We start from the raw sequence: 22,036 nt of genomic DNA, 5'->3' as shown, positions 1-22,036 counted from the left end.
GTGCTGGTGTTCTCCACGTCGGACAAGGGCGGCACCGGCCGGACGGTGACCAGTTGCAATATCGCCTACCGCCTGAGCCTTTCGGGCCGCGACGTCGCCTATGTCGACTTCGACCTCGGTTCGCCCACCGCGGGCGCGCTGTTCGAGATCGGGGCGATGGAGAGCGGCGTGCCCAGCGGCGGCGTGCACTCCTATCTGCTCGGCGAGAGCGGCACCGCCGCCCGGGTCGACGTCACGGCCGCCAGTGACCGTACCGCGTTGCGCCGCAGCGGTTCTCGCTCCGGCCGGTTGGTGCTGCTGCCCGGCGACGCGGGCGGCGGCGAATTCCTCGTCCGGGACCGCGCGGTGGTCGACCGGTGCGCGCGGCTGCTGCTGAGCCTGGAGCAGGAATTCCACGTCGTGCTGGTGGATCTTAGCGCCGGGCGCTCGGCCGCCCTCGACACCGCCCTGCAGGCAACGGCATTGCCGCAGCTGCGCCACCGCGCCGCCACCCGCTGGCTGGTCTTCCACCGGTGGACCCGCCAGCACATCCTCGCCGCGGCCGGTCTGGTGCACGGCCGGCACGGGCTGCTGGCGACCGGCGCGGAATGGGGACACGACCCCGCCGAACTGCTCGGCTTCACCCGGTACGTGCGTACCGCGGTGCACGCGCCGGACTCCTACCCGTCGGCGCGGCGCGCCGCCCAGTTCGCCTGGCTGCAGGAACAGGACGCCGCGCTGCGCCGCCTCGCCAACGCGCACCGGCTCGGGCCGACCTCGGTGCTCGGCGCCACCCCGATGGAGCCGGTGCTCGCCTGGCGTGAGCAACTGGTCCTCGACAGTGATGTCAACGCGCACATCGCCAATGTCGAGACCGCGCAGGCCTATCTCGAGCTGGCGCGGCGGCTGGTCGACATCGCCACGTGGGAAAGGCTCTAGATGCGCGAACCGCCGGGATACAGCGAGTCGGCCGAGGAGCCGCGGGTGGCGTCGATTCCGCTGTCGCACTTGTCGATCGAGGTGGGCCGCTGCTTCGCCCACGACCTCGGCGGCGACGGCACGACGCTGCGGGCCGATTTCCGCCGCACCGTCCCGATGGTGTCGGCGTTCGCCGAATCGGTGCGGGTGCGGTTCGGGCCCCGCACCCGAATCAGTACGTGCTACTTGATCGACGACTGTTCCGGGCCGGACGCCGACGTCGCGAAAACGCTCACCGCGCTGCTGACGGCGGCCGCGGACACCGGACTGTCGATCGACTATCTGGCGCGGGCGTCCGGCTGCCGGGAGACCCGCCGCTTCGTCGACGGAGCGCCCGCGGGCGAGCCGATTCCGGTGGCGGAGATGGTGGCCGCCCGCATCGTCGCCGAGCCCGCACCGCCCGAGACGGGCGGCCGCAAGCCCACCGCGGAATCGGGTTGGTTGTGCAACGGCCGCAGGGCTTCCGACCAGGAGCCGTCGCAGGCCATGGGCGGCCGGCCGTACGTGCCGCCCGAGGAGTTCGGCCGGCGCGAGCACTCGATCTTCCTCGACGTGCAGCTGTGGAGCAGGACCCACGACGGTGGCGACACGGTGACGAGATGGTCGCCCGCGTTCCTGGCGGCGGTCTGGCACCTGCTGCGGCTGGGGCTGCTGCGCTATCACGGCGCACCGGTCGTGGAACCCCATGCCTGGCAGGCGGACCCGTGGCCGAACCGCTGGCAGGACGTCCCGCCGGTGCTACAGCTCGAGCCGCGCGCCGCGCCGTTCGCCGCCTACCGGACGCTGTCGATGCTGCCGGAGAGCTTCCTCCCCATCGAGCACGCGGTCCTGCTGGTGCTGGACCACCTCGACCTCGACGACGACGTGCTCGAACAGATCGTCGCCCGCGGGGCGGCGGAGGGCGTACCGGTATCGCGCGAGCCCGCCGAACGCCTCGCGCATTCGTTTCTCGGCGGGTCGTGACGTGACCGAACCCCTCGTGGTGCTGGGCGAGGTCCGCACCTGCCTGCTGCCGTCGGCCGCCGCGCTCACCCGCGCCGAGGCCGTCGATCTGCTCACGCTGGTGCCCGGGCGGGCGGTGCGGTGGCGGGAGCGGCCCGGGACCCTCGCCGTGTCGCCCGCGACCCTGGTGGGCGTGGACTGCGAGCTGGCACTCGGTCCGCGCACCGCGCGTGTGGTCGGCACCGTGGCGACCGGCATCCTGCTGGCGGGCGGGCGGATAGCGCAGTCGTCGGCGCACGCCCGGGTCGTGCGGGCCGCCGAGCGACGCCGGCAGCCGTGGTCGCACTATCTCGGCCGCAAAGGTGTCCTGGAGGTGATCGGCCGCCTGCCCGAGCGGGCCACGGCCCCAACAGCTTTCGCCGAGGGGTTCCTCGCTGGAGAGGGCGGCGCGACCATCCTCGACCTGGCCTCGATCGCCGAACGACCGCTGGCGCGGATCCGCTCGGACGCGCGCCTGGACCACGACCCGCCGATGCGGGCGGGCGCCACCCGGCTGCGCTGGGCCGCCCGCGTCAGCGGCGGCGCCGGTCCGGCCGTGGCGTTGCGCCTGCACGACGACAGCACCCGCTCGGCGCTGCTCGTCCTGCGGCACGCCGCCGAACTCGAAGCGGCCCAACGGTTCTGCGAGGACCTGGCCGCCCACGACTGGCTACTGACGGTGCTCGCCGGCATCCTGGCCGAGGCCGACCGGTTCACCACGAGACGGGAACGCACGGACATCCTCGCACCCGCGCTCGAGCACCTCGCGGGCCTGTGGATGCCGGGCGCCCACACGCCCCGGGCGGTCCGCGCGCTCTGGAAGGAGCTGCAGACCGATCCCGGCTTCTCCCGGCAATGGCGCACGCTGCTCGACCGGGTGCGCGACGGTGTCGCGGTGGCGACGCTGGAAGCCTTGCGGCACAGGGCTTTCGATCCCGACTGGTGACGCCCGCGGCGGTCAGCCGCCCAGGCGGTATTCGAACACGTCGCGCGGTTCGCCCGGGCCGAAGTAGCGGTCGTCGTGTGCCACGAACTCGAAACCGGCCTGCTTGAACAGATTGCTGGCCGATTGGTTGTCCGGGCGCACAGTCAAGTACGCGACCTCGGCACCCCGCTCCCGGCAGCGCCGCAGCGTCCGGTCGAGCAGCGTGCGCCCGTACCCCGACCGCTGATACCCGTGCGCCACCGCGAACGTGAACAGCAGGGCCCGGCGCGAATTCCCCAGTGTCAGCGCGTATCCGATCACCGCACCCGCCAGTTCGGCCACCAGCCAGTCCGATCCGTGCAGTTCGAACAACTGGCGCAACATCAGGTACCGGTACGGCTCGGCGAAGACCTCGGCCTCGATGGCGGCTACCTGCTCGAGATCGGTGAAGAGGGCAGACCGGTAGTCCGGCTGCGGTGCCGTCGCGATAGTCATGTGCTCCCCAGTACCTGCGCATCGGCCGCCCGAATCCGACCCGGTAAGGCCCCTTCGTCACTCGCGTCCGTGCTCGGAGTCATTCCATCATGCAACGTGTTCCGCCGGATCCTCGAATACCGACCGGTCCGGTGAGCGGGCTGGCGCGGTGCGCGACAAGCTCTGCCGCGCACCGGAGTTCACCTCGTCAGGCCAGCTTCAGGCTGCGGCCGATGATCTCCTTCATGATCTCGGTGGTGCCGCCGTAGATGGTCTGGACGCGAGCGTCCATGTACGCCTTGGCAATCGGGTACTCGCGCATGTAGCCGTAGCCCCCGTGCAGCTGCAGGCACTTGCTGATCAGGTCGAGCTGTTCCTCGGTGCTCCACCACTTGGACATGGCGGCCTCCTCGACGGTCAGCTTCTCCTGGTTGAGCAGTTCGATGCAGCGGTCGACGAACACCCGGACCGCGGTGGTCTTGGTGGCCAGCTCCGCCAGCACGAAACGCGTATTCTGTTGCGCGCCGATGGGTTTGCCGAAGGCCTTGCGGTCACGCACGTACTGGCAGGTGAGGTCGAGCACGCCCTCCATGGCGGCGGCGGCCATCACGGCGATGGACAGGCGCTCCTGCGGCAGGTTCTGCATCAGGTGGATGAAGCCCTGGCCCTCGGTGCCGAGCAGGTTCTTGCCGGGCACCCGGACGTCGGTGAAGCTCAGCTCGGCGGTGTCCTGGGCCTTGAGGCCGATCTTGTCGAGGTTGCGGCCGCGTTCGAAGCCGGGCATGCCGCGCTCGACCACCAGCAGCGAGAAGCCCATCGCCCCCTTCTCCGGATCTGTCTGGGCGACCACGATCACGATGTCGGAGTTGATGCCGTTGGTGATGAAGGTCTTGGCGCCGTTGAGGATCCAGTCGTCGCCGTCGCGCACCGCGCGGGTCTTGATGCCCTGCAGATCCGACCCGGTGCCCGGCTCGGTCATCGCGATCGCGGTGATGATCTCACCGGAACAGAAGCCCGGCAGCCACCGCTGCCGCTGCTCCTCGTTCGCCAGCTCCAGCAGGTACGGCGCGATCACGTCGTTGTGCAGGGTGAAGCCCAGCCCCGAGTACTGCCCGCGGGTGGTCTCCTCGGTGATGATGGCGTTGTAGCGGAAGTCCTTCACTCCCCCGCCGCCGTACTCCTCGGGCACGGCCATACCGAGGAATCCCTGCTTGCCGGCCTCCAGCCAGACCTCGCGGTCGACCACGCCCTGCTCTTCCCACTTCGCGTGGTTCGGGGCCACATGCTGGTCGAGAAACTTTCGGTAGGACTCCCGGAACAGATCGTGCTCGGGTTCGAAAAGGGTGCGCTCCACCGCCAACCTCCTAATGCCACATCGGCGTCATCGCCTCTGCCCCATACGGTACCCGGAAGTCGAATCGTGGTTCACTTCAATCCCCGTAAAACGGGTTCGAACTGCACTACCTGCGGGAAGGCCGACGACGCTGTCGACCCGAACCCCGGTAAACCTGACTACAGCCCGAGCGCGTTGCGGGCGCGGCCCAGCAGGGTGCGGCCGCGATCGTTGTCGCGCTCGGCGAACAGGAAGGTCAGCTCCTCTTCGAGGGCCTTGCGCACCACCAGTTGCAGTTCCTCGGCGGCCGCGTCGAGATCGTCGGCGTCGGCCCAGGGCGTGGTCTCGATCGGGGTGCCCGCGGCGTAGTAGAACCGTTCCGGCTTCGGAATCCAGGTCGGGCCGAGCCCCGTCACCAGCGGCGGGGTGAGGTTCGGTTTCATCCCGAGGGCCTGCACGAGGGCGCGCACCGGGCGCATCGCGAGGTCCTGGCCGTCGAAGAGGATGTCGAAGGCGTCGTCGGCGCCGATCATCGCCAGCGGGACGACGGGCGTGCCCGTCTCGATCGCCATGCGAGCGAACCCGGTGCGCCCCTCCCACTTCAGCACGTACTTCTCGCCCTTGCGGCGCACCGCCTCCCGGCCGCCGCCGGGGAACACCAGTACCATCTCGCCCTGCTCCAGCAGCGCCCGGCAGTTCGCGCGATTGCCGCGCACGCACCCCACCCGGTGCAGCGCGTGCCGCACGCCCGGAACGGTGATGAGGACGTTCTCGGCCAGCCCGCGCACCAACCGGCCGCGGGTGCGGGCGATCTCCGGCCACAGCAGCGGGGTGTCCAGGCCGAGGAAATTGTGATTGCCCACCAACAGCACCGGGCCCTCGGCCGGGATGTTGTCGAACCCGTGGAACACCGGGCTGACCCAGGCCCGCAGCGGCGCGGTCAGGAGGTCGAAGGCACGAATATCACTGTCCCGCAGCGGAATTCGCAACGGTGCGCCGTCGGACAAGGCGTCCCCGAGCCCCGGCGGGCCGGACGGATCGTCGGTCAAGGAACCCTCCCTGCAACTCGTTGTCGACTATGAATCGTAACGACAACGAGTTCACGGCACCGTCCGTGCGCCGGGCCCCGGCGACTAGCCCGGCAGGCTCGCGGTTCCGGCGTGCGCGAATTCCGACAGCACGGCCGCCAGCGCGGAGGGCACGCGCGCCCGCAGCCGGGTGCCGCCCTCCTCGTGCTCCGACTCGAGGATGCGGCCGTCGGCGTGGATGCGGGCGAGCAGGTCGCCGCGGGTGTAGGGCAGCAGCACGCTCACCTCGACGTCCAGCGCGCCGAGAATCTCGGCCAGCCGGTCGCGCAGGTCGGTCAGACCCTGGCCGGTGCGCGCCGAGACGAACACCGCCTGCGGCAACTGGGCGCGCAGCTGCGCCAGCTCCGACGCGCCCAGCGCGTCGATCTTGTTCACCACCAGCAACTCCGGCGGCGCGCTGACCTTCGACTCCCGCAGCACGTCGGTGACCACCTCGCGCACCGCCTTGATCTGCTCGGCGGGCAGCGCGTCGGAGCCGTCGACCACGTGCAGCAGCAGATCGGCCCCGGTGACCTCCTCGAGCGTCGACCGGAACGCCTCGACCAACTGTGTCGGCAGGTGCCGGACGAAGCCGACGGTGTCTGTGAACACGACCTCGCGCCCGTCCTCCAGCGCCGCGCGGCGGGTGGTCGGGTCCAGGGTGGCGAACAGCGCGTTCTGCACCAGGATGCCCGCGCCGGTGAGCGCGTTCATCAGGCTCGACTTGCCCGCGTTGGTGTAGCCGACGATGGCCACCGCCGGGACGCCGCTCGCGGTGCGCCGGGCGCGTTTGGTGTCGCGGGCCGTCTTCATCTCCTTGATCTCGCGGCGCAGCTTGGCCATGCGCTCGCGGATGCGACGGCGATCGGTTTCGATCTTGGTCTCACCGGGACCGCGCGTGCCCACGCCGCCGCCGGCGCCACCGGCCCGGCCACCGGCCTGCCGGGACATCGACTCACCCCAGCCGCGCAGCCGCGGCAGCATGTATTCCATCTGCGCCAGCGACACCTGCGCCTTGCCCTCGCGGGAGGTGGCGTGCTGGGCGAAGATGTCGAGGATCAGCGCGGTGCGGTCGATGACCTTCACCTTCACGACCTTCTCCAGCGCGGTCAGCTGGGCGGGGGTCAGCTCACCGTCGCAGATGACGGTGTCGGCGCCGGTCTCGAGCACGACGGCGCGCAGCTCCTCGGCCTTGCCCGAGCCGATGTAGGTGGCCGGGTCCGGCTTGTCGCGGCGCTGGATCAGGGCCTCGAGGACCTCCGAACCCGCGGTCTCGGCGAGCGCGGCGAGTTCGGCCATGCTGGCGTCGGCCTGCGCCGCGGTGCCCTCGGTCCAGACGCCGACCAGCACGACGCGCTCCAGGCGCAGCTGGCGGTACTCGACCTCGGTGATGTCGGCGAGTTCGGTGGACAGCCCGGCGACGCGGCGCAGTGCGCTGCGATCCTCGAGTTGCAATTCGCCGACAGTGGGATCGGGAGCCCAGCCGTTGCGGGTCTCACCGGTGTCGTCGTCGAGTTCCTCGATGGGGGTGAACTCGTAAGTTTCTGATTTTCTCATACACCTCCATGGTCCCACGACTCAACGGATAGGCGCACGTGAGTTATTCCGGGGGTCTATCGGGCGGTCAGACGCCGTACCACCAGTCGGCGGCCAGGCGACCGGACGCGACGAGTTCCGAGGGGCCGCGCAGCCGCGCCGCGCCCGCCGCCAGGCCGACCAGCACCTCGCCGCCGGGGACCCGCACCCGCACCTCGCCGGTGTCGGCGGCGAGGTCGAAGCCGCGGTGTGCCAGGGCGGCGGCCGCGGCGGCGACGGTTCCCGTTCCGCAGGAACGGGTTTCGCCGACGCCTCGCTCATAGACGCGCATGTCGACCGCGCCGTCGCCGTCGAGAGGGGTGAGGATTTCGATGTTCACGCCGTGCGGGAACAGCTCCGGGTCGAAGCCGGGCGGCACGCCGAGGTCGAGTTTGGCCAGGCCGTCGGCGGTCGACTCGGCGTCCACGCAGGCCAGGTGGGGGTTGCCGACATCGATGCCGAGGCCCGACAGGGCGTGGCCGCCGAGCGTGGCGGTGGATTCGCCGAGCACCCGCACCGGTCCCATGGCTACGGTGACCTCGCCGTGTACCGGTCCGGCGGCGTGCACGACGACCGGCCGGGCGCCGGCGCGGCTGCCGACGACGAACTCGGTGCGCGAGTCCAGCCCGGTGGCGACGAGATAGTGCGCGAACACGCGCACGCCGTTGCCGCACATCTCGGCGATCGACCCGTCGGCGTTGCGGTAGTCCATGAACCAGTCGTCCGCCGACACCTCCGCCGGCAGTTCGCGCAGCACCCCGGCGGCCACCAGCGCACCGGCCCGCGCCACGCGCAGCACGCCGTCGGCGCCCAAGCCGCGCTGCCGGTCACACAGCGCCGCCACCCGCTCGACCGGCAACTCCAGCGCCGCGTCCGGGTCGGGCAGTACGACGAAGTCGTTCTGGGTGCCGTGGCCCTTGGTGAACTCGATACCGCCGCGGTCGTCCCGCGCTTCGCTCCGCTCGGTCATCTCCATGGTCCTCACGCCAACGTCCTGCAGTACCGGAAGATTTCGTCCGGGGCCGAATCCACTCTTTGCGGAGGTATCGGCCCCGAGGGCGAGCGAACTCGCGCCCACCTCGATCACCACGATCGTCCCATCCGCCACAGCGAGCGAGCCCACCGGGCCGCACGGGTGGCAACCGCCGGGGCGCGCGGCGGTTGCCCGGAACGATCCGACCCGGCGCTGTAGTACTCAGCGCCTGGCGTTTTCCTCGTCGGCGCGGTGGGTCTCCGAACGCACGTGGCGCAGTGCGGAGTTCACGAGGTCGGGGTCTGCGCCGTCGAGCCAGTGGACGCGGGGGTCGCGGCGGAACCACGAGCGCTGGCGGCGGACGTAGCGGCGGGTGCCGATGAGGGTGCGTTCGCGGGCTTGGTCGAGGTCGTATTCGCCGTCCAGGTGGGACAGGACCTGCGCGTATCCGAGGGCGCGGCGGGCGGTCTGCCCGTCCCGCAGGCCCTGGTCGACGAGTTCGCGTACCTCGTCGAGCAGGCCGCGGTCGAACATCGTGGCCGTCCGGAGTTCGATGCGGGCGTCGAGTTCCGCGGTCTCCCGGTCGACGCCGAGAATGATCGTCCCCCAGCGCGGTTCGCCGATCTTGGGCTGCGAGGCCGCGAACGGGCGGCCGGTCAGCTCGACGACCTCCAGCGCGCGCACCATGCGACGGCCGTCGGTGGGCAGGATGGTCGCGGCGGCCGCCGGGTCGGCGGTGCGCAGCGCGGCGTGCACGGCCTCGACGCCGCCTTCGGCCAGGACGGTCTCCCATTTCGCCCGGACCCGCGGGTCGGTGGCGGGGAACTCCCACTGGTCCAGCAGGGCCTGCACGTACATCATCGAACCGCCCACGATCACGGGCGTGCGGCCGCGGGCCCGGATGGCCGCCACGTCCGCGGCCGCCGCGACCTGGTAGGCGGCGACGGTGGCGGTCTCGGTCACGGCCAGCACGTCGAGTTGGTGGTGCGGGATGCCGCGGCGCTGGTCCGGCGGGAGTTTCGCGGTGCCGATATCCATGCCGCGGTAGAGCTGCATGGCGTCGATGTTGACGATCTCGCCGTCCACGCGCTGCGCGAGTTCGAGGGCCAGATCGGACTTGCCGGTGGCGGTGGGGCCGACCACGGCGACGGGGACGGTCACGCGCGCGCTCCCGGTCGCCAGACGCTCACCTGATATCCCACGCCGAAAGGCGCTGCGCTGTACAGGGTTTCGACAGCGGGTGCGGCGTCGTCGGCATCGAACAGCCCGGCCAGCACCTGGAACGCCGCGCGACCGGAGACGTCGAGTTCCGCGCACAGCCGCTCGTCCAGCGCGGACAGGGCGTCCAGATCCCCGGCTGCCAGCGCCCGATCCAGCTCCGCCTGCACCCCCTCCGCCCGCGCGTCCAGATACCCGGGCGCCCGCGTCGACAACGTAGCCGCACCATCGGCCACCACGAGCACCCCGCACTCCCGCGAACTCGCGTCCAGCTCCCGCCGCAACTTTGCCCCCACCTCCCCGCAGTACTGTCCCCCGGCCGCCGCGTCCACGATCCGAGCCTCGGCCACCGCATCCGGAGCCACCTGCCCCCGCAGCCACCCCCCGAGCAACGCGGCCAGCGGCATCGAGGGATCCACCCCCACCCCCGAATCCACCGACAGCGCGACCCGCACGTCGACGCCGAATCCGCGGAACGTCCCGATCGCGTCCGCCTCGACGATCGCGTCGGCCGCGCCCGTTCCGACCACGGTCCACCGCGACGCCAGCCCGGCCAGCGTCCGCCCCGCCCGCAGCACCGCGTCGCGCAGCTCCGGCACCGCGGCGGCCGGGTGCCCGGGATCGACCACCGGGCGGCCCCCGCAGAGTTCGGGAACCAGCACGGGCGGCGAGGGAATCAGGACGGCGACGCGAAACACGCGTCCACCGTAGCGACCACGCTGCCGCGGATGCTCGCCGCACACGCGCCCGGTACCGCGCGAGCGGGGTGGACACAGCTATCCCCGGGGGCGCGCAGGAGAGGTCCGGGTTGTCGCCGCGGACGGGTCCGCGCCGCGCGGCGGCTCGGGGCCGAAGCCGCTGGTCCACCGCGGGGACGGGGATGGCGGGGCGGGCGGAGAGTGCGTCCGCATCGGCGCGAAGCCACATACCGTAACGCGGACCGCGGCACGCAGCAACCGTTCGTGTCGCGCCACCGTCGACAAGACACGGCAATTCCTCCGGCTGCCTGGTTGAATGGGATGAGCTAGGGCGTAACCAGGCAGCCGTGACGCGCGGCAGGGACGAGGAGCGATGACCGAGAACAGCGGAACCGAGAAGGCTACCCACCCGGACACCGGCACGGCGCAGCGGTCCAGCGATTCCGCCGCCAAGCGGCCCACGCCCGCCGATGCCGCGAAACCCGGCGCCACGCCACGCCGCCCGGGCGTTCCCAAGCCCGGCTCGCGTAAACCGGAGTCCCCCAAACCCCACGCGATCAAACCTGCCCCGGGTCCCGCCCAGGAGCACCCGCATCCCGTGGTCGTGCCCACGGTGAGCGATCCGAGCAGGTGGGGCCGGGTGGACGAGGACGGAACGGCCTGGGTGCGGACCGCCGACGGCGAGCGCGTGGTGGGCTCCTGGCAGGCCGGCGACGCGGCCGAGGGCCTGGCCCACTTCGGGCGCCGGTTCGACGATCTGGCCACCGAGGTCGCGCTGCTGGAGGCGCGCCTCGCCGCGGGCACCGACGCCCGCAAGACCAAGACGGCCGCCCTCGCGCTTGCCGAAACGTTGCCGACCGCGGCCGTGATCGGCGACATCGAGGGTCTGGCCCGGCGCCTGCAGGCGATCATCGAACACTCCGACGAGGCGGCCGCCCACGCCAAGGAGGAGAAGGAACGCACCCGCCACGAGCAGACCGAGCGCAAGGAACAGCTCTGCGCGGAGGCCGAGCAGATCGCCAACGACTCCACCCAGTGGAAGGCCGCCGGCGACCGGCTGCGCGAGATCCTCGACGAGTGGAAGACCATCCGCGGCGTGGACCGCAAGGTCGACGACGCGCTGTGGCGGCGGTTCTCCAAGGCCCGCGAGTCGTTCAACCGCCGGCGCGGCGCGCACTTCGCCGAGCTGGATCGTGAACGCGCCGCGGCCAAGTCGCGCAAGGAGGACCTGTGCGTGCGGGCCGAGGAACTGTCCGACTCGACCGACTGGGCCGGCACCGCCGCGACCTTCCGTGAGCTGCTGACCGAGTGGAAGGCCGCCGGCCGCGCCCCGCGCGAGGCCGACGAGCAGCTGTGGCGGCGGTTCAAGAGCGCCCAGGACGTGTTCTTCGCCGCCCGCAACGCCGCGGCCTCCGAACGCGACGCCGAATTCGAGGAGAACGCGGCCGCCAAGGAAGAACTGCTGGCCGCCTACGAGGACCGGATCCCCGCCCACCTGGACGCGGGCTCGGCGGCCCTCGACAACGCCCGCGCCGCCCTGCGCGAACTGCAGGAGAAGTGGGACGCCATCGGCAAGGTGCCGCGCGAACGCATGCAGGAGCTCGAAGGGAAACTGCGCGCGATCGAACGGCGGGTGCGCGACGCCGTCGACCAGCAGTGGCGGCGCACCGACCCCGAGGCCGTCGCCCGCGCCGCGCAGTTCCGCGAGCGCGTCGCGCAATTCGAGGAGCAGGCCGCGAAGGCCCGCGCCGCGGGCCGCACCCGCGACGAGGAAAAGGCCCTCGAGCAAGCCAAGCAGTGGCGAGAATGGGCGGAGGCGGCGGAGGGCGCGGTCAGCCAGCGCTGAGGAGGTCGATCGGATGGACGTGCGGGAGATCAACAAGGCGGTGATCGCCCGATACCGTGCGGGCGGCGAGATCGACGGCATGCACCGCGACCGGCTGCTGCTGCTCACCACGACCGGCCGCCGGTCCGGCACGCCGCACACCACGCCGATGATGTTCCACCGCGACGGCGACCGGGTGCTGGTCATCGCGTCCAACCGGGGCGCGCCCCGGCACCCGCAGTGGTATCTGAACCTGGCCGCCGACCCGGCCGTGACGGTGGAGCTCGGCGACGAAACCTATTCCGCCACAGCCGAACCCCTGCACGGCGCCGACTACGACCGGGTCTGGGCCGACATCAAGCGCGACAACCCGTTCTTCGCCGAGCACGAGGCCCAGGCGGGCCGCACGATCCCGGTGGTCGCGCTGCGTCGCTGAGCGCTACTCGTCGTCCTCGCGGTCCTCGCCGCGGATCAGCCAGGTGTGGTCGCGCTGCTCCTGTTCGGCGGCGGCCTGGCGGCGCTTCTCCTCGGCCTCCAGATGCAGGGCGGTGCGGCTCCACACCACCTTTACCCAGTGGAACGTCAGCACGACGATCGCGAGCACGGCCACGATCAGGCCGACACCCGGCCCCGCGCCCTCGTAGTTGCCCAGTCCCGGCGTCTGCCGGTGCCAGATCGACAGCACGCCGAACACGCTGCCGACCGCGGACCCGGCCACGGCGACCCAGGCCAGCACCCAGCGCCGGGTGACCAGCGCCAGCGACGAGAAGCCGATGCCGAACACCACCACGAACCATTCGAAGACCCGCGAGGGCAGCCCGATGTGCTCGCCGACCGCGGTGGCGTCGTAGAGCAGCACGTCCAGCCCGCGCGCGCTCCCGGCGTGCGGCAGCACCAGCGACAGCAGCAGCGCGAACACCGCCACCGCCACCACCATGGCCCGCGCCCCGGGATCGATCTCGCCCGCGATCTTGCGCTCGACGGCCTCGAGATCGTCGCGGAACTGCTCGAATACCTTGGTCTCGGCCGGGTTCATCTGCTCCTCGTTCGGCTCGGGGGTTCGCCGGCCCGCGGCAGCGCCGGCGGGTGCGGAGTCGTCGTCGGAGGAGATACTACCGATCGTCGTATCTTCGCCGGGCGGCCGGACACCGCCGGGCCGCCCGGCTCGCTCGCCGCCGTCCTTCCCGGCCCCGGCAGACCCGCCCGGAGCGGCCGCTTCCCCGGGCCGACCCTCGCCTTCCGCGCGCTGAACCTCGTCCTCCGCGCGCTGAACCTCGTCCTCCGCGCGCCGAGCCTCGTCTTCGCCCCGATCAACCACCGGTCACCACCGCTTCGTCGCCGTATCGGATTGTCCTGCCCGCACTTTCACCGTTCCGGGCGGCAGCGCTCAGACGCCGCAGCCCGTATCACACCCGGCGCTCGCCGCGACCGGTTCCGGCGCGCCGATGCGCGGAATGCCCAGCCCGACGCCGATGGGCGCGGTCTTGGGCGTGATGCCGCGCTCGTGCGCGTCGCCGGCGCGAGTGCGGCGGTGGCTGTGCACGGGACCGTCGGCGATCAGGTGGTGCGGCGCGGCGCCGGTGATGTCGACGGTCACGATGTCGCCGGGCCGCACGGTGTTCTCGGCGGGCGGGCGGAAGTGCACCAGGCGTCCGTCGCGAGCGCGGCCGCTCATCCGCGCGGTGGCGGCGTTCTTCTTGCCCGCGCCCTCGGCGACCAGCAGCTCCACCTCGGTGCCGAGCAGCGCCTGATTGGCCTCGAGCGAGACCTGCTCCTGCAGCGCGATGAGCCGGTCGTAGCGTTCCTGCACCACCGCCTTGGGCACCTGGTCGGCCATCGTCGCGGCGGGCGTCCCGGGCCGGATGGAGTACTGGAAGGTGAAGGCGCTGGTGAACCGCGCCTGCCGCACCACGTCCAGGGTCTCCTGGAAATCCTCCTCGGTCTCCCCGGGGAACCCGACGATGATGTCGGTGGTGATCGCCGCGTGCGGCATGGCGGCCCGCACCTTCTCGATGATGCCGAGGTAGCGCGCCTTGCGATAGGACCGCCGCATCGCCTTGAGCACCCGATCGGACCCGGACTGCAGCGGCATGTGCAGCTGCGGGCACACGTTCGGCGTCGCGGCCATCGCCTCGATGACGTCGTCGGTGAACTCGGCCGGATGCGGCGAGGTGAAGCGGACGCGCTCCAGACCGTCGATGGTCCCGCAGGCGCGCAGCAGCTTCGCGAACGCGCCGCGGTCGCGGTGCTCGTCGGGATCGGCGAAATTGACCCCGTAGGAATTGACGTTCTGCCCGAGCAGCGTCACCTCCAGCACACCCTGGTCGACCAGCGCCTGCACCTCGGCGAGCACGTCGCCGGGCCGGCGGTCCACCTCCTTGCCGCGCAGCGACGGCACGATGCAGAAGGTGCAGGAGTTGTTGCAGCCCACCGAGATCGACACCCAGCCGGCATAGGCCGACTCCCGCTTGGCGGGCAGCGTGGACGGGAACGCCTCGAGCGATTCCAGGATCTCGACCTGCGCGGCCTCGTTGTGCCGGGCGCGCTCGAGCAGCACCGGCAGCGACCCGATGTTGTGGGTGCCGAAGACGACGTCGACCCACGGCGCCTTGCGCACCACGGTGTCGCGGTCCTTCTGGGCCAGGCAGCCGCCGACGGCGATCTGCATGCCCGGCTTCTCGGCCTTGATCGGAGCCAGGTGGCCCAGCGTCCCGTAGAGCTTGTTGTCGGCGTTCTCGCGCACCGCGCAGATGTTGAACACGACGAGATCGGCCGTCGCGCCGGGCGTGGCGCGCACGTATCCCGCGTCCTCGAGCAGACCCGACAGGCGTTCGGAGTCGTGCACGTTCATCTGGCAGCCGTACGTGCGGACCTCGTAGGTCCGCTGCTGCTCGGCGCCGACGGCAGCACGCACTCCAACCTGCGTAGACGAATTCACCCGTCCAGGGTATCGGCTGCCGGAAGTGCCGGATCGGCCCGTCCACCCTGCCGCTGAGCGGGCGTGATACCGGTCACCAATGTCAAGCGATGGTTAAAGGCAGGAGGCAACGGTGCGACGCATGCGCGAATATTGCGCATTTCCAGCGCTTTCGCTCTAGGGTCTGTTTTCATGACCGACGCTGCCGACGCGACACCCGGCACTGCTTCCGAGCCGAGTTCCGCCACCCTCACCGCGCCACCGATGATCTCGATGCGCGAGGTGCAAAAGCACTTCGGCGCCCTGCACGTCCTGCGCGACATCGACCTCGAAGTGCCCAAGGGACAGGTCGTCATCGTGCTGGGTCCGTCCGGTTCCGGGAAGTCGACGCTGTGCCGCACCATCAACCGTCTGGAACCGATCGATTCGGGCACCATCGCGGTCGACGGCGTGGAACTACCCGCGGAGGGGCGGGCCCTGGCCAAGTTGCGCGCCGATGTCGGCATGGTGTTCCAGTCGTTCAATCTGTTCGCGCACAAGACGATTCTCGAGAACGTGATGCTGGCCCCGATCAAGGTCCGCCGCGTCGACAAGAAACAGGCGCACGCGAAGGCGATGGAGTTGCTGGAACGGGTCGGGATCGCCGACCAGGCGGAGAAATATCCGGCCCAGCTCTCCGGCGGCCAGCAGCAGCGCGTCGCCATCGCCCGCGCGCTGGCGATGAATCCCAAGGTGATGCTGTTCGACGAGCCCACCTCCGCGTTGGACCCGGAAATGGTCAACGAGGTGCTCGAGGTGATGGTGTCCCTGGCCAAGGAGGGGATGACCATGCTGGTGGTCACCCACGAGATGGGCTTCGCCCGCCGTGCCGGCGATCGGGTGTTGTTCATGGCCGACGGTCAGATCGTCGAGGACACCGATCCGGAGACGTTCTTCACCGCACCGCGTTCCGACCGCGCGAAGGATTTCCTCGGCAAGATCTTGAGTCACTGACCGGTGACCCACTCCTAGTACTGCACGAGAGAAAAGGAAATCGATGAGGATCACCCGTGCATTGCAGATCGGAATAGGCGCCCTCGCTGTGGCGGTCGCCGCGACCGGCTGTGGCGGAGGCAGTTCCAAGACGGCCACCGAACACGCCGCCGACGGCAAACTCACCATCGGCGTGAAATACGACCAGCCCGGCCTGAGCCTGCGCAACAAGGACGGCTCGTTCGCCGGATTCGATATCGATGTCGCCAAGTATGTTGCCGGCAAACTGGGCGTCTCGGAAGACAAGATCACCTTCAAGGAGGCGCCGTCCGCCCAGCGCGAGACGCTGATCCAGAACGGGCAGGTCGACTTCGTGGTCGGCACCTATTCGATCACCGACCAGCGCAAGGAGAAGGTCGATTTCGCCGGGCCCTACTACCTCGCGGGGCAGGGCCTGCTCATCCGCTCGGACAACACCTCCATCACCGGCCCGGAGTCGCTGACCGGCGGTAAGAAGCTGTGCTCGGTCAAGGGTTCCACCCCGGCCCAGAACATTCAGAAGAACTACGCCAACGACGTGCAGCTGCAGGAGTACGACACCTACTCGCTGTGCGTGGAGGCCCTGAAGTCGGGCGCGGTGGACGCGCTGACCACCGACGACATCATCCTGGCGGGCTTCGCGGCGCAGAACCCGGGCCAGCTGAAACTGGCCGGCAAGCCGTTCACCACCGAGAAGTACGGCATCGGCGTGAAGAAGGGCGACACCGAGTCGCGCGGCAAGATCAACGACGCCATCGAGTCGATGATCAACGACGGCGCCTGGAAGGCCTCGCTGGACAAGAACTTCGGCGCGACCGGATTCCAGCCCTCGGCCCCGCCGCAGGTCGACCGGTACTGATCCCTTCGCGCCAGGGGCGGTCCCGAACCGGGATCGCCCCTGGCCCAACCAGTTTCACCCCCTGACGATCGGAGGGACACGTCCGCCGTGTTCGACTTGATCTCCCGATACCAAGACCAGTTGCTCGACGCATTCTGGGTAACCATCAAGCTGACCGTGCTGTCGGCGATCGGGGCGCTGATCCTCGGCGTCGTCGTGGCCGCGATGCGGGTGTCGCCGGTGCCGGTGGCGCGCTGGTTCGGCACCGCCTACGTGACCCTCTTCCGCAACACGCCCCTCACGCTCATCCTGGTGTTCCTGTCGCTGGGTGTGTACACCACCCTCGGCGTCAAGCTCGCCGGTGACAGCAACAGTCTGAACTTCCTGCCCACCAACAACTTCCGCTTCGCCGTGGTCGGATTGTCGGTCTACACGGCGGCTTTCGTGTGCGAGTCGCTGCGGTCGGGCATCAACACCGTGCCGCTGGGCCAGTCCGAGGCGGGCCGCTCGCTCGGCCTGACCTTCGGCCAGAACCTGTGGTACATCGTGCTGCCGCAGGCCTTCCGGTCGGTGATCGCACCGCTGGGCAGCGTGCTGATCGCGCTGACGAAGAACTCCACCATCGCCGCCGCGATCGGCGTCGCCGAGGCCGCGAAACTGATGTCGGAGATGATCGAGACCGAGGCCGACATCATCGTCGTGGGCGCGATCTTCGCCCTCGCCTTCGTGGTCCTCACCCTGCCGACCGGCCTCCTGTTCGGTTGGCTGGCAAAGAAATACGAGGTGAAGCGATGAGTTCCGGCGCCTCCGTCCTCTTCGACGCCCCCGGCCCCAAGGCCCGGGTGCGGCACACGCTCTACTCGGTGCTGGTCGGCGTCGTGATCGTCGCGGTGCTCTGGCTCGTGCTCGCCAAGCTCGCCGACAAGGACCAGCTCACCGCCGACAAGTGGAAGCCGTTCGTCGACGGCGAGGTCTGGCAGACCTACATCCTGCCCGGCCTGCGCGGGACCATCGTCGCGGCCGCGCTGTCGATCGTGTTCGCGCTGGCGATCGGCATGATCTTCGGGCTGCTGCGCCTGTCGGACCACCGCAGCGTGCGCATCGTCGCCGGTGCGGTCGTCGAATTCGCCCGGGCCATCCCGGTGCTGATCCTGATGATCTTCCTGTTCGCGGTGATCTCGAAGTACGACCTCACCGACTCCAGCCAGTACGCGCTGACGTCGGTGGTGATCGCGCTGACCGTCTACAACGGCTCGGTCATCGCCGAGATCGTGCGCTCGGGTATCCGGTCACTGCCCAAGGGCCAGACCGAGGCGGCCGTCGCGCTGGGCCTGCGCAAGGGCCAGATGATGCGCATCATTCTGCTGCCGCAGGCGATTACGGCGATGCTGCCGGCGATCGTCTCGCAAATGGTGGTGGCACTGAAGGATACGGCGCTGGGTTACCAGATCACATATCAGGAGATCGTGCGCCAGGGCCAGCAACTCGGTGCGGCGGAACAGAATACGGTGCCGTCGCTGATCGTCGTCGCCGCCATCATGATCGCGCTGAACTGGTCGCTGACCCGTGTCGCCACCTGGCTGGAGCAGCGGCTGCGGTCGCGGCGCAAGGGCCGCGCGGTGGTGCCGGCCGCGGCGGTGCTCACCGATGCCGCGCCCGGCATGGATCTGACCAAGTCCCGCTGACCCGGCGGTTACGCCGCCGAAAAGTATTGCCGCACAACGGCCTCGCCCGCTCGCACGGTATCCGCGAGCGAGCGGGGCCGTTGTCGCGCCGACCGCCGCACTGTTTGAGAAAGCGACGTACCGGGTATTCGCGGATAATGGCGGCGCTACGGAGATCCTGGTCGGTACAGACGCCTCGATACCTGTCGGCGTAGCCGGCATCGCTTGCAGCAGAGGTCGAGAGGGGAAAATTTTGCCGACTTCACCGCAGAAATCGAAGATCCGAAATCCGAACAAAGGTTATGTGGCCCTGCTGGGCTGGAGTCTGAATGCCGTCGAGGCGGTCGACCGCTTCGACCGGCGCTATATCGTGGTCGCCCCGGAGTGGGCCGAAGAGTATTGTACCGCACACGATATCCCTTATATCCCATGGAATTTCGAGCGGCTCAACGACCGCTCGATGGAAATCGCGGAGACGCTGCAGGAACTCGGCGTCGATGTCGCCATCCCGATCTTCGAGGAGACCGTGGAGTGGGCCGGCGCGATCAACTCGGTGCTGCTGGACAATCCGCGCCTGCTGGGGCAGGCCATGCTGCTGCGGGACAAGTCGCTGATGAAGCGTCGTGCCCAGCTCGGCGGTATCCGGGTGGGTATCTTCGAGGAGGCCCACGAACGCGACGACGTCATCCGCTTCCTGAAGCGGGTGAATCAGACGCTGCTGAAGCTCGACGGCGATCCGAACGACCCGATCCACGTCAAGGCGTTCGACAAGGCGGGCTGCCTCGGGCACCGGGTCATCCGCACGCCCGACGAGATCGACACCATCCCCGACGACGAGTTCCCGGTCCTCATGGAATCGCACCTGGACGGTTGGGAATTCGCGGTCGAGGCCTGGATCCACGACGGGAAGATCCGCTTCCTGAACATTTCCGAGTATGTGACACTGGGCTATTCGGTGTTCGTACCCGCGACCCCGGAACTCGAGCAGTACCGCCCGGAGATCACCCGGCAGGTCGAGAAACTGATCAAGACCTTCGACATCGAGTTCGGGTTCGTGCACCCGGAGTATTTCGTCACCAGCGACGGCGAGATGTACTTCGGCGAAGTCGCCTATCGCCCACCGGGTTTCAAGGTTTTCGAGCTGCTGGAGCGGGCCTACGGCTTCAATGCCTACCACGCCTTGGTGCTGGCTTTCGACCCGAAGACGACCGAGGCGGAACTCGACGCGTTCTTCCCCGAGGAAGTGGTGGACGCGCGGGGTCACGCGGGCTGTTTCGGCGTGTATCCGCGGCGGCGCGTGGTCAGCCATTTGTCCATGCCCGAGGAGACCGAGGACCACGATTATTTCGAATCCCACGAGCTCACTTCCCCGCTGACCGACAAGGTGACCAAGCGCACCGCGTTCGGAAACCATTGGGGGCTGCTGTACTTCTTCGGCGACGATCCGTACACTCTGCGGGATCTGCTGAAGCGACAGGAAGAACTCGATTTCTACATCTGATTCGCTCGGCGGCAGCGGATCACGGGAGGGTCCTGTAATTGAGTCCACTCAGCAGCGACGAGGCTACCCTGGGCAGGCGGCTCGCCATGCTGGACGACGCCACGCGATCCCTCACGGACGCCAGTGAATTCGGCAAGCAGGTCAAACTGTCGCGGGTGCTCGGCGCGTTGCGGCGGGTGCTGCTGGTCCCCGGCGGCTGCGCGGCGATCCGGACGCGAGCGGATCGCCTCGAGGCGGCCGGACTGTTCCTGGGCACCGACTGGGCGTCGCCGCACATTCTCATTCCGGCGCTGAGCACCGGTTCGCTGCGGAGCGCGAATCAGGACACCGTGGTGCTGGAGACGGTGAGCGATCTGCGGCTGCTGGCCGTCGCCAAGGGTGAGTACGCGCATCCGCTGATCTCGGCGGAACAGGCCCAGCAGCATCTGTCGCAGGTGCTGGCCGTCAATCTGACGCTGCTGCTGACGCCGCCCACCGAGGCGGAGCGGTCCCAGCAGGGCCGGATGGCGCAGGTGTCGCGCAGCCTGCTCGGCTACCTCGTCGAGGAGGTCGGGTACGAGAAGGTGCTCGAGCACCTGGTGGACGAGATCTGGCGGATCCTGCGGCAGCGGCCGATCCAGGTCGACACGGTCAAGCGGATGATCACCCAGATCGCCGTCGCGCGCAGCAATCCCGATATCGATCTGGGCGCGACCGGGCTCGGCGCGGACCGGTTGATCAGCAGCCTCTACGGCACCACCGACGCGTGCCGGGAGGATCCGGGTGTCGACGTCTATCGCACGCGGCTGGAGTCGATGGACGACGGCGCCCTGCAATTCGAGGCCGCCGGGTTCGCCCGCTCGATGCACGACACGGGGCTGGTCTCGCCGTATCACGCTGTGCTGCTGAAGTTTCTGCTCGGCAGGGGCGAGTACCTGCTCGCCGAGGCGATGGGGCTGTCCAACACCGGGCGCGACTGCCTGCTCTGCTACCACGAACTGGTGCGCACGCTGATCGACGAGGTCGTGCATGTCGAGACGGCGCAGTGCATCTACGGGCTGGCGCTGATGCTGGAGCGCGGCATCCTGTATCAGCCGCCGGTCGCGCCGGCGATGTGGCGGCAGCTGCGCCTGCAGCTGTCGGCGCACGCGCGGCAGCGGCTGACCGAGGTGTTCGGGCCCACGCCCGATCCGGGCGCGTGGCTGCTGTCGGGGGTGCTGTCCATCCTCGGGCTGCCGCTCGGTGTCGGGCAGGGCGACAATCCCACCTGCCAGTCGGCGCGGGCGCTGTCGATGTGGTCCTACAACGACCCCGACTATCTGCTGCAGACCGTCGCGTGGGCGGCGCGCGACGACGAGGTGGTCATGCACTTCGAGGGGCAGCCGCTGTCCTCGCGGACGAGCGCCGCGGGCCTCGCCACGGTGCTGCCATCCGATCTGGATCCGGTGTCGCTGCTGGTGGTTCCGCACCTGGACCGGATCTACGCGGAGATGGGCCGGCGCTGCGCGGACCGGGAGGGCGACCCGCACCGCTGGGTCAATCCGGAGTTCCACGGCTGGTGGTCCGGGCGCGGCTTCCGCATCAACGTCGACGTCGCGACCGGGAATCTGACCGATCTCGAGGAGTTCCTCCGCCACTTCTACGCCGCCTATCACCCGTACTACAACGGCAATCAGCCGCTGATCCACCCGCAGCCGGCCGGTGTCGCCGTCACCGACAGCGCGGCGCGCTTCGTCGGCTGGCACGCGATCACGGTGCTGCGGGTGAGCCTCGACCCGCAGGACACCATGCGGGTCTACTTCTTCAACCCCAACAACGACAGCGGCCAGGACTGGGGCGACGGCGTCGTCGTCGGCACCGCCGGGCACGGCGAGCGTTTCGGAGAGGCCTCGCTGCCCTTCGAGCAGTTCGCCTCGCGGCTCTACATCTTCCACTTCGACCCGCTGGAACCGGGCGAATCGGCGGCCGTGAGCCGCGCCGAACTAGACCGCGTAGTCGGTTACGTCCACCGCAGCTGGGGCGCGGACCGCGTCCCCCCGGGCCCCATGGCCAGCGCGGGAGAAGTCCCGAACCCCTTGCCGGAGAACTGATCTCGCAACT

General features: G+C 69.7%; 20 protein-coding genes. 11 read left to right on the top strand and 9 right to left on the bottom strand.

From position 1 onward, the window contains the following. From IU476_RS21345 to IU476_RS21335, 3 genes are read left to right on the top strand one after another with little or no spacing between them, the layout of a single operon-like run. On the top strand, positions 1–918 hold the full coding sequence (locus tag IU476_RS21345) for an SCO2523 family variant P-loop protein (RefSeq protein ID WP_195102628.1): 918 nt from the start codon (positions 1–3) through the stop codon (positions 916–918). Beyond that, positions 919–1,920: an SCO2522 family protein gene (locus IU476_RS21340; RefSeq protein ID WP_195102625.1), complete on the top strand. Its 1,002-nt coding sequence runs from the start codon at positions 919–921 to the stop codon at positions 1,918–1,920. Between the two features lies 1 nt (position 1,921). Next, positions 1,922–2,884 (top strand): SCO2521 family protein, encoded by a 963-nt coding sequence (locus IU476_RS21335; RefSeq protein WP_195102623.1) that lies wholly within the window; start codon positions 1,922–1,924, stop codon positions 2,882–2,884. Positions 2,885–2,896: 12 nt separating this feature from the next. Here the strand turns inward: IU476_RS21335 and IU476_RS21330 are convergent, their stop codons facing one another. The 7 genes from IU476_RS21330 to IU476_RS21300 form a co-directional block, all read right to left on the bottom strand. Further along, positions 2,897–3,358 (bottom strand): GNAT family N-acetyltransferase, encoded by a 462-nt coding sequence (locus IU476_RS21330; RefSeq protein ID WP_195102622.1) that lies wholly within the window; start codon positions 3,356–3,358, stop codon positions 2,897–2,899. Positions 3,359–3,545: 187 nt separating this feature from the next. Then, positions 3,546–4,691, bottom strand: coding sequence for an acyl-CoA dehydrogenase family protein (locus tag IU476_RS21325; RefSeq protein ID WP_195102621.1), 1,146 nt, complete (start codon positions 4,689–4,691; stop codon positions 3,546–3,548). Between the two features lie 158 nt (positions 4,692–4,849). Further along, on the bottom strand, positions 4,850–5,719 hold the full coding sequence (locus tag IU476_RS21320) for a lysophospholipid acyltransferase family protein (protein WP_195102620.1): 870 nt from the start codon (positions 5,717–5,719) through the stop codon (positions 4,850–4,852). Positions 5,720–5,803: 84 nt separating this feature from the next. Then, positions 5,804–7,294, bottom strand: coding sequence for a GTPase HflX (gene hflX, locus IU476_RS21315; protein ID WP_195102619.1), 1,491 nt, complete (start codon positions 7,292–7,294; stop codon positions 5,804–5,806). Positions 7,295–7,361: 67 nt separating this feature from the next. Next, positions 7,362–8,243, bottom strand: coding sequence for a diaminopimelate epimerase (dapF, locus tag IU476_RS21310; RefSeq protein ID WP_195102740.1), 882 nt, complete (start codon positions 8,241–8,243; stop codon positions 7,362–7,364). Between the two features lie 264 nt (positions 8,244–8,507). Continuing rightward, positions 8,508–9,446: a tRNA (adenosine(37)-N6)-dimethylallyltransferase MiaA gene (miaA, locus tag IU476_RS21305; RefSeq protein WP_195102618.1), complete on the bottom strand. Its 939-nt coding sequence runs from the start codon at positions 9,444–9,446 to the stop codon at positions 8,508–8,510. Next, positions 9,443–10,201: a class III extradiol ring-cleavage dioxygenase family protein gene (locus IU476_RS21300; RefSeq protein WP_195102616.1), complete on the bottom strand. Its 759-nt coding sequence runs from the start codon at positions 10,199–10,201 to the stop codon at positions 9,443–9,445. Before IU476_RS21300 ends, miaA begins: the two co-directional genes overlap by 4 nt. Before the next feature lie 373 nt (positions 10,202–10,574). Here IU476_RS21300 and IU476_RS21295 point away from each other — a divergent pair, with 373 nt between their 5' ends. Together IU476_RS21295 and IU476_RS21290 are read left to right on the top strand one after the other, a co-directional pair. Next, entirely contained in the window at positions 10,575–12,047 is a 1,473-nt protein-coding gene (locus tag IU476_RS21295) for a DUF349 domain-containing protein (RefSeq protein ID WP_195102614.1), read from the top strand. 13 nt (positions 12,048–12,060) lie between these two features. Continuing rightward, positions 12,061–12,462 carry a nitroreductase/quinone reductase family protein gene (locus IU476_RS21290; protein WP_195102612.1) on the top strand — a complete coding sequence of 134 codons (402 nt, stop codon included), beginning with the start codon at positions 12,061–12,063 and terminating at the stop codon, positions 12,460–12,462. 3 nt (positions 12,463–12,465) lie between these two features. Here the strand turns inward: IU476_RS21290 and IU476_RS21285 are convergent, their stop codons facing one another. Together IU476_RS21285 and miaB are read right to left on the bottom strand one after the other, a co-directional pair. After that, positions 12,466–13,062 carry an Rv2732c family membrane protein gene (locus tag IU476_RS21285; RefSeq protein WP_195102736.1) on the bottom strand — a complete coding sequence of 199 codons (597 nt, stop codon included), beginning with the start codon at positions 13,060–13,062 and terminating at the stop codon, positions 12,466–12,468. A 351-nt stretch (positions 13,063–13,413) separates the two neighbouring features. Further along, on the bottom strand, positions 13,414–14,940 hold the full coding sequence (gene miaB, locus IU476_RS21280; protein ID WP_195102610.1) for a tRNA (N6-isopentenyl adenosine(37)-C2)-methylthiotransferase MiaB: 1,527 nt from the start codon (positions 14,938–14,940) through the stop codon (positions 13,414–13,416). A 267-nt stretch (positions 14,941–15,207) separates the two neighbouring features. Here miaB and IU476_RS21275 point away from each other — a divergent pair, with 267 nt between their 5' ends. The 6 genes from IU476_RS21275 (at position 15,208) to IU476_RS21250 (ending at position 22,026) form a co-directional block, all read left to right on the top strand. Further along, the gene (locus tag IU476_RS21275; protein WP_195102735.1) at positions 15,208–15,936 is read left to right on the top strand and encodes an amino acid ABC transporter ATP-binding protein; all 729 of its coding nucleotides are present in this window, start codon (positions 15,208–15,210) and stop codon (positions 15,934–15,936) included. 43 nt (positions 15,937–15,979) lie between these two features. After that, positions 15,980–16,813, top strand: coding sequence for a glutamate ABC transporter substrate-binding protein (locus tag IU476_RS21270; RefSeq protein WP_195102608.1), 834 nt, complete (start codon positions 15,980–15,982; stop codon positions 16,811–16,813). An 87-nt stretch (positions 16,814–16,900) separates the two neighbouring features. Next, the gene (locus IU476_RS21265; RefSeq protein WP_195102606.1) at positions 16,901–17,587 is read left to right on the top strand and encodes an amino acid ABC transporter permease; all 687 of its coding nucleotides are present in this window, start codon (positions 16,901–16,903) and stop codon (positions 17,585–17,587) included. Next, positions 17,584–18,477 (top strand): amino acid ABC transporter permease, encoded by an 894-nt coding sequence (locus IU476_RS21260; protein WP_195102604.1) that lies wholly within the window; start codon positions 17,584–17,586, stop codon positions 18,475–18,477. Before IU476_RS21265 ends, IU476_RS21260 begins: the two co-directional genes overlap by 4 nt. A gap of 439 nt (positions 18,478–18,916) precedes the next feature. Continuing rightward, the gene (locus IU476_RS21255) at positions 18,917–19,957 is read left to right on the top strand and encodes an ATP-grasp domain-containing protein (protein WP_438944050.1); all 1,041 of its coding nucleotides are present in this window, start codon (positions 18,917–18,919) and stop codon (positions 19,955–19,957) included. 86 nt (positions 19,958–20,043) lie between these two features. Then, on the top strand, positions 20,044–22,026 hold the full coding sequence (locus tag IU476_RS21250; RefSeq protein ID WP_195102731.1) for a hypothetical protein: 1,983 nt from the start codon (positions 20,044–20,046) through the stop codon (positions 22,024–22,026). Positions 22,027–22,036 lie beyond the last annotated feature (10 nt).

It is taken from the genome of Nocardia blacklockiae (genome assembly GCF_015477355.1).
Taxonomy (GTDB): Bacteria; Actinomycetota; Actinomycetes; order Mycobacteriales; family Mycobacteriaceae; genus Nocardia; species Nocardia blacklockiae.
This window is presented reverse-complemented; position numbering and strand designations above follow the sequence as displayed.

Coding starts and splice junctions, on each gene's coding strand:
- IU476_RS21340 (WP_195102625.1), top strand. CDS start 919: ATGCGCGAACCGCCGGGATACAGCGAGTCGGCCGAGGAGCCGCGGGTG.
- IU476_RS21330 (WP_195102622.1), bottom strand. CDS start 3,358: ATGACTATCGCGACGGCACCGCAGCCGGACTACCGGTCTGCCCTCTTC.
- hflX (WP_195102619.1), bottom strand. CDS start 7,294: ATGAGAAAATCAGAAACTTACGAGTTCACCCCCATCGAGGAACTCGAC.
- IU476_RS21295 (WP_195102614.1), top strand. CDS start 10,575: ATGACCGAGAACAGCGGAACCGAGAAGGCTACCCACCCGGACACCGGC.
- IU476_RS21290 (WP_195102612.1), top strand. CDS start 12,061: ATGGACGTGCGGGAGATCAACAAGGCGGTGATCGCCCGATACCGTGCG.
- IU476_RS21285 (WP_195102736.1), bottom strand. CDS start 13,062: ATGAACCCGGCCGAGACCAAGGTATTCGAGCAGTTCCGCGACGATCTC.
- IU476_RS21275 (WP_195102735.1), top strand. CDS start 15,208: ATGATCTCGATGCGCGAGGTGCAAAAGCACTTCGGCGCCCTGCACGTC.
- IU476_RS21270 (WP_195102608.1), top strand. CDS start 15,980: ATGAGGATCACCCGTGCATTGCAGATCGGAATAGGCGCCCTCGCTGTG.
- IU476_RS21260 (WP_195102604.1), top strand. CDS start 17,584: ATGAGTTCCGGCGCCTCCGTCCTCTTCGACGCCCCCGGCCCCAAGGCC.
- IU476_RS21255 (WP_438944050.1), top strand. CDS start 18,917: ATGGAAATCGCGGAGACGCTGCAGGAACTCGGCGTCGATGTCGCCATC.
- IU476_RS21250 (WP_195102731.1), top strand. CDS start 20,044: ATGCTGGACGACGCCACGCGATCCCTCACGGACGCCAGTGAATTCGGC.